Annotated in this window: 14 protein-coding genes and 1 tRNA gene; 6 read left to right on the top strand and 9 right to left on the bottom strand. The window is 35.3% G+C overall.

Annotated features, from left to right (window positions below):
* Window positions 1-16: 16 nt before the first annotated feature.
* Window positions 17-1,189 carry an NADH-quinone oxidoreductase subunit D gene (locus AAGD63_RS00975; protein ID WP_264330956.1) on the bottom strand — a complete coding sequence of 391 codons (1,173 nt, stop codon included), beginning with the start codon at window positions 1,187-1,189 and terminating at the stop codon, window positions 17-19.
* Between the two features lie 265 nt (window positions 1,190-1,454).
* Here AAGD63_RS00975 and AAGD63_RS00970 point away from each other — a divergent pair, with 265 nt between their 5' ends.
* The 6 genes from AAGD63_RS00970 to AAGD63_RS00945 all read left to right on the top strand — a co-directional run bounded on the left by AAGD63_RS00970 (window position 1,455) and on the right by AAGD63_RS00945 (window position 10,129).
* The gene (locus AAGD63_RS00970) at window positions 1,455-1,976 is read left to right on the top strand and encodes a cytochrome b (RefSeq protein WP_341813512.1); all 522 of its coding nucleotides are present in this window, start codon (window positions 1,455-1,457) and stop codon (window positions 1,974-1,976) included.
* A 5-nt stretch (window positions 1,977-1,981) separates the two neighbouring features.
* Window positions 1,982-2,977: a nitronate monooxygenase gene (locus AAGD63_RS00965; protein ID WP_341813511.1), complete on the top strand. Its 996-nt coding sequence runs from the start codon at window positions 1,982-1,984 to the stop codon at window positions 2,975-2,977.
* A gap of 132 nt (window positions 2,978-3,109) precedes the next feature.
* On the top strand, window positions 3,110-4,462 hold the full coding sequence (locus tag AAGD63_RS00960) for a DUF350 domain-containing protein (RefSeq protein WP_341813510.1): 1,353 nt from the start codon (window positions 3,110-3,112) through the stop codon (window positions 4,460-4,462).
* A 104-nt stretch (window positions 4,463-4,566) separates the two neighbouring features.
* Entirely contained in the window at window positions 4,567-4,932 is a 366-nt protein-coding gene (locus AAGD63_RS00955; protein ID WP_226079535.1) for a hypothetical protein, read from the top strand.
* A gap of 51 nt (window positions 4,933-4,983) precedes the next feature.
* On the top strand, window positions 4,984-7,338 hold the full coding sequence (locus tag AAGD63_RS00950) for a type VI secretion protein (protein ID WP_341813509.1): 2,355 nt from the start codon (window positions 4,984-4,986) through the stop codon (window positions 7,336-7,338).
* Window positions 7,319-10,129 carry a hypothetical protein gene (locus tag AAGD63_RS00945; RefSeq protein ID WP_341813508.1) on the top strand — a complete coding sequence of 937 codons (2,811 nt, stop codon included), beginning with the start codon at window positions 7,319-7,321 and terminating at the stop codon, window positions 10,127-10,129. Before AAGD63_RS00950 ends, AAGD63_RS00945 begins: the two co-directional genes overlap by 20 nt.
* Before the next feature lie 258 nt (window positions 10,130-10,387).
* Here AAGD63_RS00945 and AAGD63_RS00940 read toward each other — a convergent pair whose 3' ends face one another.
* The 8 genes from AAGD63_RS00940 to AAGD63_RS00905 all read right to left on the bottom strand — a co-directional run bounded on the left by AAGD63_RS00940 (window position 10,388) and on the right by AAGD63_RS00905 (window position 17,081).
* Window positions 10,388-11,176, bottom strand: coding sequence for an SDR family oxidoreductase (locus AAGD63_RS00940; protein WP_341813507.1), 789 nt, complete (start codon window positions 11,174-11,176; stop codon window positions 10,388-10,390).
* Window positions 11,177-11,181: 5 nt separating this feature from the next.
* Window positions 11,182-11,826: an alpha/beta hydrolase gene (locus tag AAGD63_RS00935; protein ID WP_341813506.1), complete on the bottom strand. Its 645-nt coding sequence runs from the start codon at window positions 11,824-11,826 to the stop codon at window positions 11,182-11,184.
* Window positions 11,827-11,923: 97 nt separating this feature from the next.
* A complete protein-coding gene (locus tag AAGD63_RS00930; RefSeq protein ID WP_341813505.1) occupies window positions 11,924-12,289 on the bottom strand; it encodes a hypothetical protein in 366 nt (121 codons plus the stop codon).
* 94 nt (window positions 12,290-12,383) lie between these two features.
* On the bottom strand, window positions 12,384-14,180 hold the full coding sequence (locus tag AAGD63_RS00925) for an aminopeptidase P family protein (protein WP_341813504.1): 1,797 nt from the start codon (window positions 14,178-14,180) through the stop codon (window positions 12,384-12,386).
* Window positions 14,181-14,188: 8 nt separating this feature from the next.
* Window positions 14,189-16,237 carry a tRNA uridine-5-carboxymethylaminomethyl(34) synthesis enzyme MnmG gene (gene mnmG, locus AAGD63_RS00920; RefSeq protein ID WP_341813503.1) on the bottom strand — a complete coding sequence of 683 codons (2,049 nt, stop codon included), beginning with the start codon at window positions 16,235-16,237 and terminating at the stop codon, window positions 14,189-14,191.
* Window positions 16,238-16,326: 89 nt separating this feature from the next.
* A complete protein-coding gene (locus tag AAGD63_RS00915; RefSeq protein WP_341813502.1) occupies window positions 16,327-16,638 on the bottom strand; it encodes a hypothetical protein in 312 nt (103 codons plus the stop codon).
* Window positions 16,598-16,858 carry a hypothetical protein gene (locus AAGD63_RS00910; protein WP_341813501.1) on the bottom strand — a complete coding sequence of 87 codons (261 nt, stop codon included), beginning with the start codon at window positions 16,856-16,858 and terminating at the stop codon, window positions 16,598-16,600. Before AAGD63_RS00910 ends, AAGD63_RS00915 begins: the two co-directional genes overlap by 41 nt.
* A 147-nt stretch (window positions 16,859-17,005) precedes the next feature.
* Window positions 17,006-17,081: transfer RNA gene (locus AAGD63_RS00905), tRNA-His, on the bottom strand.
* Between the last annotated feature and the right edge of the window lie 80 nt (window positions 17,082-17,161).

Below are 17,161 nucleotides of genomic sequence, written 5' to 3'. Positions count from 1 at the left end.
TACTATTTTACAATAATTACCTATCAATCTCACCAAAGACTATATCGAGTGAACCGATAATTGCTGCAATGTCAGCAAGCATGTGTCCTTTTGCCATGAAATCTAAGGCCTGTAAATGCGCAAAGCCAGGTGCTCTTATTCGACATCTATAAGGTCTATTGGTACCATCTGAAACTATATATACTCCAAACTCACCTTTTGGTGCTTCAACTGCAGCATATGCTTCACCTTCTGGCACATGATATCCTTCTGAATAAAGCTTAAAATGATGAATCATAGCCTCCATAGATTCTTTCATTTCTGCTCTTGGCGGTGGAGAAATTTTTCTATCTTCAGTTTTTATTGGCCCTTTAGGAATTTTCTCTATGCATTGCTTCACTAAGCTAATAGATTGCCTAATCTCTGCCATTCTTACTAAATAACGGTCATAACAGTCACCATTTTGGCCGATAGGTATATCAAAATCTAATTGATCATATATCTCATATGGCTGGCTTTTCCGCAAATCCCAAGCGAGACCAGCAGCACGCAGCATCGGTCCACTAAAGCCCCAATCAAGAGCTTCTTTAATTGATATCTTGCTGATTTCTACAGTGCGTTGCTTCCATATCCTGTTTTCTGTTAGAAGCTCATCAACATCATCTATATACTTTGGAAATTGCGCTATAAATTTTGCAATATCCTCAATCAAACCTTCTGGAATATCTGCTGCAACTCCACCTGGTCTTATATAAGCTGCGTGAAATCTTGCACCTGAGGCCCTTTCATAAAATTCGAGTATTTTTTCTCTCTCTTCAAAGAGCCACAAAAGAGGGGTCATTGCCCCAACATCAAGCGCTTGGGAAGAGATATTTAGTAAATGATTTAGTATTCTTGTTAGCTCACAAAATAGAACACGCAAATATTTTGCCCTAATCGGAACTTCGCACTGCAATAATTTCTCTACACATAACGAATATGCATGCTCTTGTGACATTGGTGACACATAATCAAGGCGGTCAAAATAAGGCAGAGCTTGAAGATACGTTTTATGTTCTATTAACTTCTCAGTGCCGCGATGCAAAAGTCCAATGTGGGGATCTGCCCTCTCGATCACTTCACCATCCATTTCTAAAACAAGACGTAGCACCCCATGTGCAGCTGGGTGCTGAGGGCCAAAGTTTAGCATCATTGTCTTTAGATCTGGCATGTTTGGAAGTTTAAGATGTTAAAATTGTATAGGGTAAAATGTGCTTAAAGTCAATAGGCTTCTTGTACAAGCTATAACTCATCGTTACAATAGAAAAACTCTCAAAAACTTCACCACTTCTTCATGATCTGATAGACAATGTTTATGTGTCACATACAATTATTGCACTTATGTTGATCAAGGCAGCGAAATTATGTATAGATAATTTTGATTGAGAAAATAGTTTTTCTACTATATAAATTCTACTTTAGAGTAATCAAAATTAATGAAAAACAATAAATATAGTTTAGGCTTAAGGATCATTCATTGGTTAATGTCTGCTCTTATTATTGGTATGCTTTGTTCTGGACTGTACATGAAAAGTTTGCCGATTAGCAGTGAAATTAAATTCAGCATATACGCTATTCATAAGGCTTGTGGTATCACCGTTCTTGGATTAATTATAGTACGTATATTTTTTCGCGTCTTTACTTATGTTCCGCCATTACCAGCAAATTTTTCTCGGTTCGTAATTAATGCGAGCAAAACGATACACTTTGGTTTGTATTTTTTGATGGTGCTAATGCCATTATCTGGTTATGTCATGTCTTCTGCTTCTAGTAAAGAGATCAAATATTTTGTTCATATCCCTTTGTTAATCAATGAAAACAAAGAGCTAGCTAGTGCAGCTAATCAGCTACATTCGATGCTTGCATATCTTATGATAGTCTTTATAAGCTTGCATATACTTGGTGCTTTAAAACACACATTTATAGATAAACAAAACATTTTTAAACGTATGATATAGGTTGTATGTTAAATAGCCTCTGGAAAAAAGGAACGAATTTTCTTGGTAGTGAGTTTGCAGTAATGGGTGGTGCTATGAGCTGGGTTTCAGAGAGAAATTTAGTTTCAGCAATCTCAAATGCCGGTGGTTTTGGTGTAATTGCATGTGGTGCAATGTTTCCAGACTTACTGAAAAAAGAAATCATAGAGACACAGAAATTAACTCATAAGCCATTTGGTGTAAATCTAATTACTATGCACCCAAATTTGAGTGAGTTAATAGATATATGCATTGAAACAAAAGTAAGCCATGTAGTTCTTGCTGGCGGATTACCAACAAAACCTAATATAGCAAAAATCAAGAATGCAGGCATTAAAGTTATATGTTTTGCACCAGCATTAAGCCTTGCGAAAAGGTTAGTAAACATGGGGGTAGATGCGTTAATAATAGAAGGTATGGAAGCAGGAGGACATATCGGTCCTGTTAGCACTTCTGTTCTCGCACAAGAGATATTACCTCATTTTAAAAATGAGAAAACACCGGTGTTTGTTGCAGGTGGAATAGGAAGAGGCGAAATGATAGTGAACTACCTAGAAATGGGAGCAAGTGGCTGTCAAATAGGTACATTATTTGTCTGCACGAATGAGTCAATCGCTCACAAAAATTTTAAAGAAGTATTCATCAAATCAGCTGCGCGTAATGCTGTATCTTCTGTGCAGATTAGTGCTGATTTCCCTGTAATTCCAGTAAGGGCTATAGTTAACAAAGCAAGTGACGATTTTATGAAACATCAGAGAGAAATTATTGATAAATACCAAAAGGGGCAAATTTCAAAAGAAGAAGGGCAGCTTGAAATAGAAAAGTTCTGGGCTGGAGCTTTAAGAAGAGCTGTAATTGAAGGGGACATTGAAACAGGATCTTTAATGGCTGGTCAAAGTGTTGGCATGGTTGATAGAGAAAAGCCTGTAAAAGAAGTGATAGATATGCTAGTTCAACAGGCAAGCAATTATGTTAAAATGTAAAACCAGTAATCAGCAAAGCAAATAGTTAGCAAATTGCTATAATTATCCGTAATAAGGCATAACCACTTAGTTTTAATGTAAAATTAACGCTAAAGAGGTATCTATACATTTTGTTATGTATGGAGAGATGTTATGCTAAGTACTTCAAAAAAAACTCAGAGTAATGAAGTAGATATTAACCAAAAATTGTACGACACTATATACAAGAAGGTAACAAAAAAAACACATAGCAATCAAAGTACAAAAAAAGATGGAAAGGGAACTATCAAAAAATGCATAGAGTTGTTCAACAAAGGAGCTGATCCTAACATATTAATTCAATTAGAAAAATCACTGAGAGAGCAAGAAAAATACTATAATTATTACACCGAGAAATTTCTTCCAGCATTGGAAAAAGAAGTAATGGGATTAGAGGTTGGACTTCCAATATTTAAGAATGAAATAGAACAATCACAAGGATCACCAACAAGAAGAGGAAAAATATTAGGAATAATTTCAAAGCTTACTAATAAAAGTAGTAACAAAAATCATTCTAGTAGCGTTATTCAAAATCAAAAAGATAGACAAGGTAATGCTATGGAACTATTTAACAAACAAAGTCTTTCTGGTGAAGTTGAAATTCCCAAAAATTCAGGTATTAATCCTCTGGAAAAGGATTCTTTAGCTAAGGGTGTAAGTGGAACAGGAATCTCTGGAACATATAATAAATTTGGAAGTTCAATTCATTGTGGTGATTTAACAACTCCTACATCAAAACAATCACAAGCAAAAAAGGAGATCCCACAATTACAATTGAATAGTCAATCTGACCTTTCGATTGATAGTAAAGATTTAAAAAATGAAAAGCCTAATATAACTGTGAATGCTGTAGAAGTGCCAAGCGGTGCAAATACTTCTAAACTAAGTAGTGGCAATGACTCAGATAGTGGAATAAATTCATCTGGCTTGGCATCAAGTAGCAGAAGGAGCAGCTTAACTTCAGTAACAAGCATTTCATCTGAGGAAAGTGTACACTTAAAATTAAACTCTGCTGGGGAAGATAATGGTTTGCAACTAGAAGATGAAGGAAAAACAAAATTAGCACATCCGAACAAAACAAAGCCCAAAGGGCCAAGCGGAAGAAGATCCCCTTCTAAATATTATAAGAAGACTGAAGAAGGGCTAGCACCTCATTGTGTGATCTCAGTGACAGGCAGTAAGATAAAAGATACAATGCAATCCAATAATTATGGAAATAATAGTAAAGTTAAACAACCCCATAACAGAAATCTTCACGTCACACTTGTAACAAGTTCTGCTCTCTTAGCAATAGGGTGCATTGTTGCAGGAGCAATGACACCAGGATTAGTAGGAGCAGGACTGTTTGTGGTGGCTGCAGTGTTTGCTACAGCAGCTGCTGCTGAATTGTGTTCAAACTTTCTGTCAAGTAAATTGACATCCATTAGTGTGAGTCCTCTTGTTGATAATAAAGAGCTAACACGGTGATAAAAGTTAAATATGAGTTACTTATGGTGAGCAAGTGAATTCGGTTCTTGCCTATTGATGTAAAAATTGTTACATTTGAGGAGTATCTTAAAGGTATTTAGCTGATGCATATTCAATTGGGTAGAGTTTTTGCTATTGTAGCCCTGTTAAGTTTTATCTTCATGTCATGTTCTAGCAAAGCAAGTGATGAATTGAAAAATATACCAGGAACGTTGAAAGAACTTATTTCTTCATTTTCAGTTAAAGATACTGTAGAAAATATGAGTCCCTCAACAATTATAGGTTTATGTATAGCTACAGTGATACTTGCAGTAGTGTTCAGAGGCCTAATTTTTTTCATGATAATATTTGGCGTACTGATCATGATGTTTGGAAGCACAGAAAAGGCAACAGATTACCTGAAAGAAAAATTCAACTTTGCAAAGGACATACAGTTACAATCCAATAACAAAAAAGAAGATAAGGATTAAGTAAGATAGATGATTCTTTATTATCTTTTTATTGAATACGCATGATATTGTATGCAACCAAAAGTACCAGCCACTAGCTCTAATTCTAAAAAAGAGAACAATTTAGCGTTACTAGAAAGTATTAATTTAGATTTTATCCCTTATGCTTGCCACTACAATGAAGAAACTATACTAACAAAACAGGGGGAATTGTTAAAAATAATCAAATTAGAAGACTATTCTCCAGTTGATAACTATGGTGATCTTAGAACTGAAATTAGAAAAAGTATATCAAAAAATATCAAGAGTTTATATTTTACCGTTTGGATTCACACTGTCCGTAAGCGCAATAAACTGAGCTTACAGTGGAATAAAACTTCAGACTTTTCCGATCAGCTACACTCAACGTGGTTTAATAAACTAGTTGATAGTAAACTACAGTATATAAATGAGCTATACATTGTGGTGTTACTTAGTGATTTTGGCAAACATATTAATAATGCATTTTTTTTTGGCGGGATAAAGAATAGGCACAAGTTATTTTTACAAAAAAATCATCAAGAATTACAAAAAATAACTGACCTGATTCAAAAAGATTTAGAACCTTTTGGAGCTAAAAAACTGGGCCTTAGATCTAGTGAAGGCAAAATATATTCTCAAATGATGGAATTTCTCCATTACATTATTACATTAACACACAAAGATTATCCAATATGTGAAAGGGATCTATCGCAGCATGTGAAAAACCTAAAAGTAGCTTTTGGTTTCAATAAATTTCAAACATCGTTTGAAGGTCAACAGAAGTTTGGTTCTATTTTTTGCATAAAGGAATATCGAGAAATCCCCTTAGAAAATATAGATAGGTGTTTGCAACTTGACTCTGAGCTTATCATCACAGAAATAATAATATTTACTAGTAATAATAAAGCAGTAAAAGAATTTAAAAAACAAATTAATATACTGCAAATCAGTGAGGACAATACCTTACTTCAAAACTCAGGAATAAATGAAATAATAGAGCTTGAAAAAATTTCTGCTATGGATTTTTGTCAACAGAACATTATTGTTACAATCTTTGCAGATGATAAGAATAGGTTAGCTAAAAATATCAGTGATTTATCCTCTGTAATGTCGTTAATCGGATTGATGATGTTTAGGACTGATCTGCACATGGAAAATCATTTTTGGGCACAGCTTCCTGGAAACTTTGCTTTTGTCACACAACCAAAAAATATATTAGAAAAATATGCTTGCAGCTTTGCTATGTTGCATGATTTTACATCAGGTACGTTAAAAGGAAGAAGATGGAAAGAAGCAGTAACAGTTTTTTTTTCAAAAAAAGGCAGTCCTTACTTTTTTAACTTTCATGGAAAGAAAAATAATGGTCATACCACAATACTTGGAGCTCCAAATTCAGGTAGAACCTCACTGATCAATTTCTTACTTTCGGAGTCAAGAAAATTTAACCCTAGGATTGTTATATTGGATAATACTGGAAAATCAATAATATTTACTAAAGCAGTAAGCGGCCAATATTACATAATTGATCCAAAATATAAAGATAAAAGTCTAAAATTTAACCCACTGAACATTGAAGATAGTGCTTCTAATCGCAATATGCTTGTTGAATTGATCAAAAGGATGGTTGCAGATGCAAGTTTGGTAGACGTAGAAGAAAAGACAAAAAAAATTGTAGATTCTATATTTGCTATACCAAGAGAATCGCGCTCTATTTCTCAAATTTCTGAAGTGCTTTTACTTCTTGGGGGTAAAATAAGTAAATGGTGTGGTGATGGTGAATTTGCTTACTTATTCCAAGATGGTGATGAGTCAGACATTGACTGGGAAACAAAAATCATATCTCTCAATACTGCGAATCTCACTAAGCAAAAAGAATGTATGTCCGTGATACTTTACTATTTCTTATACTCTTTCGAAGCAAAATGTGATGGCTCACCTGCAATACTTGTTTTGGATGAAGCATGGGAGATAAGTAATATTTTTCCTACAGAGGGAGAGTTTGACAACTGGATGCAAAGAATGACAAAGTTAAATGTTGTAGTAATTCTAAGTACTGAAAACTTAAACCTAGCATTTGCTAGCAAGTTTACTCAATATTTAGATAAGCATGTCGATACCAGGATTCTGATGCCGAACATCAATGCAAACAGATTATACATGAAGGCATTTTCTCTGTCGAAAGAGGAACTGAATGTCATTTTGCAAACACCAACACAGGAAGGTTTATTTTTGATAAAGCAATACAAAGGTTTAGTAACTTTAAATCTAGATTTGAAAAATATGAAAGAAATACATGTACTTTCAGCCAATAAAGAGACTATAAAGTATATGTATGAGGCGATGAAGGAAAAAGGCGAAAAAGTGAGTAAGTGGTTACCGGTGTTCTATGAAAAATGTAAAGCTTAATTTTTTATTGATATTCTCCTTGATATTTTGTCTTTCTTATCAAGGATATGCTGATTGTCCGCATTTTGTGGAAAGTAATACTGATATTGAGGCAAATGCAAGTAAAGTAAATAAAGGCTTTTGGAACTTCTTTACTGGCAAGTGGGGTAGCCTGGATTTTGATCCTCATCTATTAAAAGAAATCAAAGTAACAATGGTGAAAGATCAAGGAGTAGGCGGTTACTTCGATCCAAAAATTAAGGTCTGCGATTACGAAGGGAACGACAACTGTTATATATTATCCAGTGGAACATTCTGCCGCCAGATATATGGAACGCAGAGTACAGGAGCTGGAGTTTCTGCAGCAGCTTTTATCGATTGGGAAGGAGATAAAACAAAAGCTGGAGGAGAAATTGCCCAAGGTCTTGGATGGGAATGGGCAGATGGTGTTACTGATGAAGAAAAAGTAAAATTTGCTAATGCCCCTAAAATATGTGCTTGCAGTCAGAAAGGGGCTTGTATGAACACTTTTTTTGGAGGTCTTTCTAGAATCTTTTTAGGGGAAAATATTTTCCGTCCAGGGAATATGAAAAATGTTTGCGATACCTGCTATCAAACCAAAGTACAATGTGTGCCTGTACCACTTGCACCTAGTCCACCTCCATTTTGTGAACAACTTGCGATGTCACCACCACAAGTTAGAATTGTTCCTATAAGAAACCAAGATAATGATTACTTTCATCCAAGAGTTGGAGTCATTATCGGTGGGCTGAAGGAACGAGAAGAGCTGCCTTTCCCGCGCGGTTTTTCAAACAGTGAGAATACTCGTATTTATCCACGTACTATTAAAGATACTATCCATTACTTCAAAACCTATAGAAAAAAAGGTCAGCTCTGCACTGAATATTATGGTACTGAGAGAGAAGAATCTAAAAGAAAATTACAATTTCCTGCTCGCTGCTTCTCAGCGCCACCTGCTCCAAAGATTCAAGAAGTGAGCATACCAAAGCCTAATGAGGGTAAAGGCGAAAATACGCTAAAAGTAAAAATGAAGATTAGTGAGTACGTTTGCACTCATCACGCACATGGAACTCACAATAATGGAGTCTGTACTTTTTATGTTAATGCGAATTCTCCTACATATATTGGTCATCTACCTTTAAAAGTAGTAAAGCCGGCAATAGTAGAAAAAACAGCTGGTACCGGTAACATAAAAAGCGATATCGATAACATAATAGAAGGTATATTAAAAAATAACTCGCAATTTGAAGTTCTAGAAAAATATGGATATGTTCCCGATATTGAAACAGAATGTAAAGAGCTTCAGAATGGTAAGTGCAAACTAGATGGCTCAGGATATCCCAAAATAGAAGTAAAGTATAAAGAAAATCCTAAAAGTAAAATGCTATGCCTTTCTGGTTGGCAGCCAGAACCGGAGGAATTCGTTCTTGAAAAAGAAAGTAAGCTAATATCGCTAAAATCAATGGGGGCAAGATACAATAAATACAATACTGTTTATTCAAAGGAGTCTAATCAGCTTTATTATTTTCCCTGTAACAAAACAATTGAGGTTTTAGCAAAGCCACAAGATGCACTGAATGAAATAATATTTAATAAAAAAGGATATATTTCCATTCCTGCTGAAAATAAGTCTAGAGATAACTGCATGGCAAAAGAGGATAAAGAGGTAGATACAAAACAAAATTGTGACAAATGCAAAATAGTATATGAGTTAACAGATGGAAAGTATGAAGAAAAAAACTGTAATCATGGTGATGATTGTTGCCTCTGCTTTGATGGAGTGTGTAGTCGCTCAACACAGTATGTGAACAAGGATAATAAGCCATTTTACTTAAGAGTTTCACAAGATGGAAATGGCGTTGTAACGAAATTAGATAATCCAGTTAAAGCAAATAGAACAGAAGTCTTTTTCGCTGATAAATTATGCAGGTTCGATTTAGACGGTTTAAAAAAGAGATTGCGTGAAATAATAGTAACACAATTGAAACATAAGAAGCAGATTATTGAAGACAGGGATCAAAAACTTTATGAGCTTGGAGATGGCTATACAGATGATCTGTCAATGTACGATTACGTTGAAATAGAAGCATGGGGAGGTGGTGAAGCTGGTCATATAATTGGTAAAGCTCGGTCTACTGTAAGCAAGCAAGGAAGGCCAGGTGATTACATTAAAGCTAAACTAAAAATCAACCCCGATTATCCCTACATTAAAGTAAAAGTAACAGAAGGTGGTGGTGGGCAAGAAGATTATAAATCTAACAAAGATGGGGGACCAACTTTAATAAAAATGTGCAAAGACCCTTCAGAAATAATTTGTAAAGATTTAATTACTGTTGCAGGTGGTTTTACATACAGAACCTATGGAAAAATAGATTATAAAGAGACAATAATTCATGAAGAAAGTTTAAAATTAGAAGAAAAAGTTACAAGAGGAGATAAGCTAAACTCTGAAGAGGATAATAAAATAGCATACATAAGAAATGGTGAGATTGGGTATGAAAATGTAAAAAAATGTAATAAAAACTATGTGAATAAAAAATACGGTGCTGGCGGTTGCATTAACAAAAGCACCAAAAGTTACAGTAAAGGTGCTCCTGGTTATGTGAAGATTAAACCTATATTTGATAAACTTAATAAAGGAAGAGTAAAAAAAATAGATGATGCTATTGAAAAAATGATACAAAATCCAGATGACATCACAGGTATTGATGATTCCTTAATAAATAAACTTGATCAAAAGATTATTGATACAATTAAAGAAGAAATTAGAAAAGAATTGTTAGGTCTATAGTCAAAAAACCCTGATGGTTGCAAATGGAATAACGTCGAAATTACATCACTGAAACAGATGCATGTGAAACCAGTGTTTCTTTTCTTGTCATCACAGCTTCCATAATGTCATCTCAGTGCGTGATGCACAGCTGTACAGAACATTGAAGATGTCATTCGAGTAGCTGACACTGGAATCCATGTAAATTCAACTGGACGCCAATGTCACAAACTAGTTTTCTCGTCTATCTTATTTTATCACTCTGCTAAACGGATACAATCATTCCAATGTGATTTCAGTATGTAAGCTCTTTAACCCTACCTTATAGTTAGGATAAACTAGAGAGACACCAAGATCTTTTTTAATTTTAGTATTGCTTACTTTTTTTGACCCTAAATAAAAACCCCGTGCGTAATTTGGTACGGAAGAAATCTCAACTGGCTCTGGAGGGCTAATATTGAGAAGCTCGGCTGCATACGTGACCACTTCAGATTGCGTAGCAGGTAAATCATCTGCACAATTGTATATCTCATAAGGCTTTATATTTTGCATGGAAGAAAATAAAATATTCGATATATCTTCAACATGAACACGAGAAAAAATTTTTTTCACATTTCTTGCTTTGCCAAGCTGCAGGTCAATTAGCGCATTTCTACCAGGACCATATATCCCAGCCAAACGAAAAATATGTACAGGCAATTTGCTACTTAGCCACTTCTTTTCAGACTCAAGGCGCTTTTCTCCTCTAATTTCTATAGGCTTTGTTTCAGATTCCTCATTCACCCAATTACCACAGTGGTCACCATAAACATTAGTTGCAGACAGATAACCAAGCCATTTAATATTCTCCAGACAATGACCGTATCTCTCCATAACATCATCGCCGTCTGGAGGAATAGAAACTAAAACATGTGTTACACTTTTAAGCAGATCTTGATCAACCTTTTCATAATCAAAAAGTTGTATATCTTTATTTCTTGATGTACCGTTAACTTTCCAGCCTAAATTTAGCAATTTTTTCGATAGAAATTTAGCTACATATCCGTAACCAAAGCAAAACAAGTGCATGGAAATTAATTTCCAAAATTCTTCTTGATAAACTCAACCCCTAACCTTATTCCTTCTTCATTAATAATATGGCCTAATCCATGAATTGGGTATCCTTGAGCGTTTACTCCATTTTCTTTCAGAGCTTTAACCGCTAAATCAAGGGAAGAAAAAGGTACCACATCATCAGCATCACCATGAATAACACATATGCTGGGTTTTGATTTGATCTCCGGTGCAATTTTTGAAGGTGAAAGAAACCTACCAGAATATGCAACAACCGATGCACAAGACTGAAGCCGGGTAAGAGCTACATGCATTGCAAGCATTGCCCCTTGAGAAAATCCAACTAAAGAAAGCTGAGTATCTTTTAAATTAAGCTCCTTTAATTTTGTACCAATAAAATGATTTACAATTGATGCAGCATTTTTCACCCCATTATATAGTGCTTCCTCACTACGATCCTCTAAACTAAACCACTGATAACCATCACCTATTTCTCTTTCAAATGGAGCATTGGGAACTACTAAATATGAATCAGGCAAAAACTTGCTCATAACTTTAGCAAGATGCACGAAATTATCGCCACTTGAGCCCCAACCATGAAAAAAAATAATCAAATTTTTCTTACTTCCATTTGGGCAAATTTCTTGGCTTTGTAGTTCAATCATCTCTTCATCCCTTTATGTTTATATTTAACTCTATGGTAATACTAAATTTGAGGAACAAGACCTCACTACTGCTATAGCTCTTTGATATGAATAAATACTACTTAGCTTCAACTTTCTCTATCAATTTCTTGACCAAGCCTCTCAATCTTCTGCTGGAATCATCAAGCTCTTGAATTTGTGAAACATCTTTTCTCATGAGCTCTTTGTGATTACTCTTTATGTAATCATACATTTCCTTCATCTGAGCAATCATCTTGTTGATATCCATACCACCCATATCAGGTATCATGCTAGGCATATTTCCTTCTAGCATACCGCCAGCCATAAGTTGCTGAGACATTTGCATGAATGGCTTTAAGGTCTGTTGAAGCAAATTAGGATCGCTTGCCAATTTTTCTATTTGCTCTTTGCAAGTATCCATGTACTGCTTCATAAATTCATCGTCTTGCACTTTATCTGTCATAATTACACCCATTTGAAACTAATATTATATATTGTTTTTAATTAAAAACAATACAAGAACAACTATATTAATACTTGATTAAATGACAAATTAACTATTTTAAAGGTTCACATACTCTCTTTAACCATTCCTTATCTTTTATGCCATTTTCTATATTTTTATAAACAAATTGGTGATAGCTATTTATCCATTTAACTTCATCTTCAGTAAGCATTTGTATATCTATTAGCTTTTTATCATAAGGAATAGAGGTCAATTGTTTAAAGCTTAAAAAGACGTTTTCTCGCCTTTCAATATACATCAGATTCTCAATTCTTATTCCATACTTTCCTGGAATATAATAACCAGGCTCGTTAGAAAGTATCATGCCTGGAATGAGTTCCACTTTATTTCCTCTTGATATTGCTTGCGGTCCTTCGTGTACCGAAAGGTAACTTCCTACTCCATGTCCTGTACCGTGCATGTAATCCATTCCAAATTTCCATAAATGTATACGCGCTAATATGTCCAATTCCCCACCAGTGGTGCCAGGGAGAAAGACTGCACTTGCTATCGAAATGTGAGCTTTTAGTACTATTGTGTAGTGAGCTCGTTGCTCATTGGTTGGACTACCAACTGCTATAGTTCTTGTAATATCGGTTGTACCATCAAGGTACTGACCACCAGAATCGATCAAATATAGTCCATCTTTTTTAATAGCTTTATTTGTCTTATTGCTTGCACGATAATGAATGATTGCTCCATTCTCGTTGAATGCTGAAATTGTTGGAAAACTCAATTGCTTAAACAAATTCTGCTCTTTTCTGTATTCTAAAACTTTTTCTTCAGCTTCAAGCTCAGTAATTTCACTGTCAATATTATTTTCAAGCCAATATAGAAAATTTGTAACTGCTACTCCATCTTTGATGTGAGCACTTATAGCTCCAGTTATTTCAGTTTGATTTTTTACTGCTTTGTGAATCAAACAAGGATCCTCCTTCTCAATTATCTGCTTATTTTCTATTAGACCTCTTTCATTACTTATTTTCATCCCAGTGCTTGACACTGGGATCCATGCTTTTTTATTTCTGGTCAAGCACTGGAATGACACCGAAGCTGATTTTTCATTTAAATAATGGTTATACAAGGAATCTATTGCATTCATAATGCTCATTGGAGTCGTGCTTGGATCTATCACCACCAAATTTAACTTATGTAGTGAATTTTCTAGCTCACTAATATCAAAAACATTTATATGGTTATCAAAATTTGCTTCTATAGTTGAATGTTCTTTATCTTGAATAAATAAATCAACATTGGCATTTTTATACAATATAGCACGACCCAATATACAAGGAGTATATTCAGCACTTTCATTTCTTAAATTTAATAACCACGAAATTGAATTTGGATCAGTCAGAAGCACTGCTTCAGCCTCTATGTTTTTAGCTACTCTTTCACATTTATCCTTACTACTCTCACCAGATACATGTGAGACTATTGTTTGTGCTTTATGACTACTATCTTTTTCAATTAAGTATGGTACTAGTTTACAAATGCCTTCATATTTTCTTATGTCCTTCATAGTAAAATATTGCGGATAGTAACCCAGTGAGGTAGTCAATGTTAAGTTTGCTTTTACCCATTTGTGTGGATCCTCTTCTTGTATATTATATACTCGAAAACTGCCCTGATCGAGCTGACTGCGAGCTTGTGTGATATAGCGTCCATCTGTAAAAAATGGGCACTTATTACTCTTTGTAACGATAAGTAGCCCATTTGTTCCCGTGAAGCCACATAACTCTGCTAACTCTTTTGAATATTCATTTAAATACTCGTCTTTAGTATGCAACATAAATGCATTAACATTGATTTCGTGCATAAAAGAGCGAAATTCTTCGATTTTTGACATGGAATACCTTACGCAGAATTAGCAGCTATTTTCGTTTTCTTATTCCTAAGGTACACTAATATGCTAACTATTGCTGCTGGAGTGATGCCCTGTATTTGCTTTGCAATGCCAATTGTTGCTGGTTTTATTGATTGCAACTTCTCTATCACTTCAGTTGACAAGCCTTTAATCTGTGAGTAGTTGAAATTAGTTGGAATTTGAGTATTAACTTCCTCTTGTAGAAACTTCATATCTGCTTCTTGTCTTACTAAATAAGGCTTGTATTTTGCTTCAATTGCAACTGCTTCATATATTTCATTCTTGGCTATGCTATCAGTTATAGTGTTATTCCAGCACATGACGCTGGAATCTACATTTTTTTCAGTGTCAACTGCATCCATTCCATCATCATTCAAGTACTGGATCCCAGTGTCAGCTACTTGGATGACAGGAAGAGGTGCTTTGGCGTTATGCAAGTAGCTGACACTGGAACCTATGTTTAACTCTGGCCATATTTCTCGTAATTTATTCCAGTCAATATTTGGATAACCGAGCAAATCTAATGCTGTTTTTCTTATTCCATCATAAGATATTTTAATGCCATAGGACCTGAGCTGCTCAGGAGTAATTGTTAGGCTCTCTAATTTCTCCTCAAGTTGCTTAATGGATTTAAGTTTACCCTGCAAAACAGAGTATCTCTCATGCGATACAAGGGAAATGTCATAACCTTTTTGTGTCAACCTTCTATCTGCATTATCTGACCTAATCGCCAGCCTGTACTCTGCGCGTGAGGTGAATAATCTGTAAGGCTCAGCAACTCCCTTAGTGACCAAGTCGTCTATCATTACACCGATATATGAGTCTGTACGATGAAGAACAAAACTTTTTTGAGATAAAGAGAGTGTTGCATTGATTCCGGCAATAATTCCCTGCCCAGCTGCTTCTTCATATCCAGTGGTACCATTAATTTGACCAGCAAAATATAGTCCTTTAATTTTCTTAGTTTCAAGAGTATGAAATAGCTCTCGTGGATCGATATAATCGTATTCAACTGCATATCCAGGTCTTAATATTTCTGCATTTTCAAGCCCTTTTATACTCTTTATCATTTCATACTGCACTTCGATGGGCAATGAATTTGAAATTCCATTTGGATATATAGTGTTATCATCAATCCCTTCTGGTTCTAGAAATATTTGGTGATTATTTTTTTCTGCAAATTTTTTAACTTTAGTTTCAATTGATGGGCAGTATCTTGGTGCAATAACGTTATCTAAATATGAAGAAGCTGATCTGTGAAGATTCTCTCGAATTACTCTGTGTGTATGTTCATTAGTATGAGTAATAAAACATGAAACCTGAGGCTGGTTAATTTTCTCTGTAAGATAAGAAAATGGTGTAGGTGGATTGTCACCCACTTGTTCTTGTAATACCGACCAGTTTATAGTGCCACGATCAAGCCTCGGTGGAGTTCCGGTACGTAACCTGCCCAGTTTAAAATCATACTTCTTTAGCGTGTTTGCAAGCTCTATTGCAGGTTTATCTCCCATTCTTCCAGAAGGAGTTGTTTGCTCTCCTATATGAATCACACCACGTAAAAAAGTCCCTGTAGTCAAAACAACTCTGCTTGTCAGTATACGTTCACCTGAGTCTGTTATTACAGCTTTTATATAAGATTCTCCATTGCTATCACTTTCGATAAGAAAATCGTCAACTGACTCTTCTTTTACTGTCAAGTTGTTATAATTTAGAATAATTTCCTGTATTGCTTTTTTGTATAATTTTCGGTCTGCTTGTGCACGTGGGCCCCATACTGCTGCGCCTCTGCTGCCATTTAAAACGACCGAGTGTATGCTTGCTCGGTCGATAGCTCTCCCCATTATTCCATCAAGGGCGTCTACTTCTCTAACTACAACACCCTTTGCAACTCCTCCAATTGCTGGATTACAAGACATCTCTCCTATAGTTGAAATTTTGTGAGTTATAAGTAGCGTGCTTGCACCAAGGCGTGCTGCAGCTGTAGCTGCTTCACACCCGGCATGACCGCCACCTACTACCACTACGTCGTACTTATGCATCTTCTTGAGTAATTCCTACTCTATAATATTCCAACTATCAGTGATTGATGTCAAATTTTACAGATTCCAGTGTTACACACTAACTTAGCTCAAATTATCGTCTCTTTTACAGAAGAAACTTTTTCAACTGTAGGAGAGGTAATACACTCATCCACTTCTTCTTCCTGAGATATTCTAACAAATGTAGAATCTGTAATCGAAGTTGCACTTGCTGCAAATGTAATTGCTGCTTCATCTGCACAATGCACTAAAGATGTGGCTACATAAACCCCCATAATTGTTGCTATTAGCCCTGTTATTGCACTTACTAAGATAATCACTGTTACTACTGGATTAGGAAGAACAGCAATCACACTTGCATTAAGCACTGCCCCAATCATAGTACTTATAGGTATAGCCATACCCAAAAAAAATTGCTATTTTTCCATGATCTTCCTCAATAGGATCTCTTTTGCAAAACTTATATAGCAAACATCCTACGTGCAAAACCGCAATCAATGCTAGAGCCATAGAACCAGCAATTGCACCTATGGCTAAAGGTGATGAAGTGTCAAAACTCAACCACCAAGCTAATATTCCTAGTGCTGACACTATACTATAAGCTAACAAACAAATATACATACAATCCCTCTCACTAATTAATAGGCATCATTTTTACTCTAAATCGCAAACTTCCCCTCCGCCATCTAAATACTAGAGCAACAAGGAATGCTAACGGACGTGCAAAAATATCTAATGTTTATATTTATGTAAAGTGAAAATTTTTAGTGGGGCGAGCGACCAGGATTGAACTGGCGACATTCAGTACCACAAACTGACGCTCTACCAACTGAGCTACGCCCGCCAAGATATAAAATTTTTAACATACGAGCACAAATAGTCAATTAATTATTTAAGCTACCTCCTTTTGCAGAGGGTTTTAAA

This window comes from Wolbachia endosymbiont (group B) of Germaria angustata, assembly GCF_964026725.1.
In the GTDB taxonomy this organism is placed as follows: domain Bacteria; phylum Pseudomonadota; class Alphaproteobacteria; order Rickettsiales; family Anaplasmataceae; genus Wolbachia; species Wolbachia pipientis_C.
Note: the sequence above shows the minus strand (reverse complement) of the source record. Positions and strands in the feature narration are given on the sequence as shown.

Excerpts from the sequence above, each read along its gene's own strand:
- AAGD63_RS00975 (WP_264330956.1), bottom strand. The coding sequence starts at position 1,189 with ATGCCAGATCTAAAGACAATGATGCTAAACTTTGGCCCTCAGCACCCA.
- AAGD63_RS00970 (WP_341813512.1), top strand. The coding sequence starts at position 1,455 with ATGAAAAACAATAAATATAGTTTAGGCTTAAGGATCATTCATTGGTTA.
- AAGD63_RS00965 (WP_341813511.1), top strand. The coding sequence starts at position 1,982 with ATGTTAAATAGCCTCTGGAAAAAAGGAACGAATTTTCTTGGTAGTGAG.
- AAGD63_RS00960 (WP_341813510.1), top strand. The coding sequence starts at position 3,110 with ATGCTAAGTACTTCAAAAAAAACTCAGAGTAATGAAGTAGATATTAAC.
- AAGD63_RS00955 (WP_226079535.1), top strand. The coding sequence starts at position 4,567 with ATGCATATTCAATTGGGTAGAGTTTTTGCTATTGTAGCCCTGTTAAGT.
- AAGD63_RS00950 (WP_341813509.1), top strand. The coding sequence starts at position 4,984 with ATGCAACCAAAAGTACCAGCCACTAGCTCTAATTCTAAAAAAGAGAAC.
- AAGD63_RS00945 (WP_341813508.1), top strand. The coding sequence starts at position 7,319 with ATGAAAAATGTAAAGCTTAATTTTTTATTGATATTCTCCTTGATATTT.
- AAGD63_RS00940 (WP_341813507.1), bottom strand. The coding sequence starts at position 11,176 with ATGCACTTGTTTTGCTTTGGTTACGGATATGTAGCTAAATTTCTATCG.
- AAGD63_RS00935 (WP_341813506.1), bottom strand. The coding sequence starts at position 11,826 with ATGATTGAACTACAAAGCCAAGAAATTTGCCCAAATGGAAGTAAGAAA.
- AAGD63_RS00930 (WP_341813505.1), bottom strand. The coding sequence starts at position 12,289 with ATGACAGATAAAGTGCAAGACGATGAATTTATGAAGCAGTACATGGAT.
- AAGD63_RS00925 (WP_341813504.1), bottom strand. The coding sequence starts at position 14,180 with ATGTCAAAAATCGAAGAATTTCGCTCTTTTATGCACGAAATCAATGTT.
- mnmG (WP_341813503.1), bottom strand. The coding sequence starts at position 16,237 with ATGCATAAGTACGACGTAGTGGTAGTAGGTGGCGGTCATGCCGGGTGT.
- AAGD63_RS00915 (WP_341813502.1), bottom strand. The coding sequence starts at position 16,638 with ATGGCTATACCTATAAGTACTATGATTGGGGCAGTGCTTAATGCAAGT.
- AAGD63_RS00910 (WP_341813501.1), bottom strand. The coding sequence starts at position 16,858 with ATGTATATTTGTTTGTTAGCTTATAGTATAGTGTCAGCACTAGGAATA.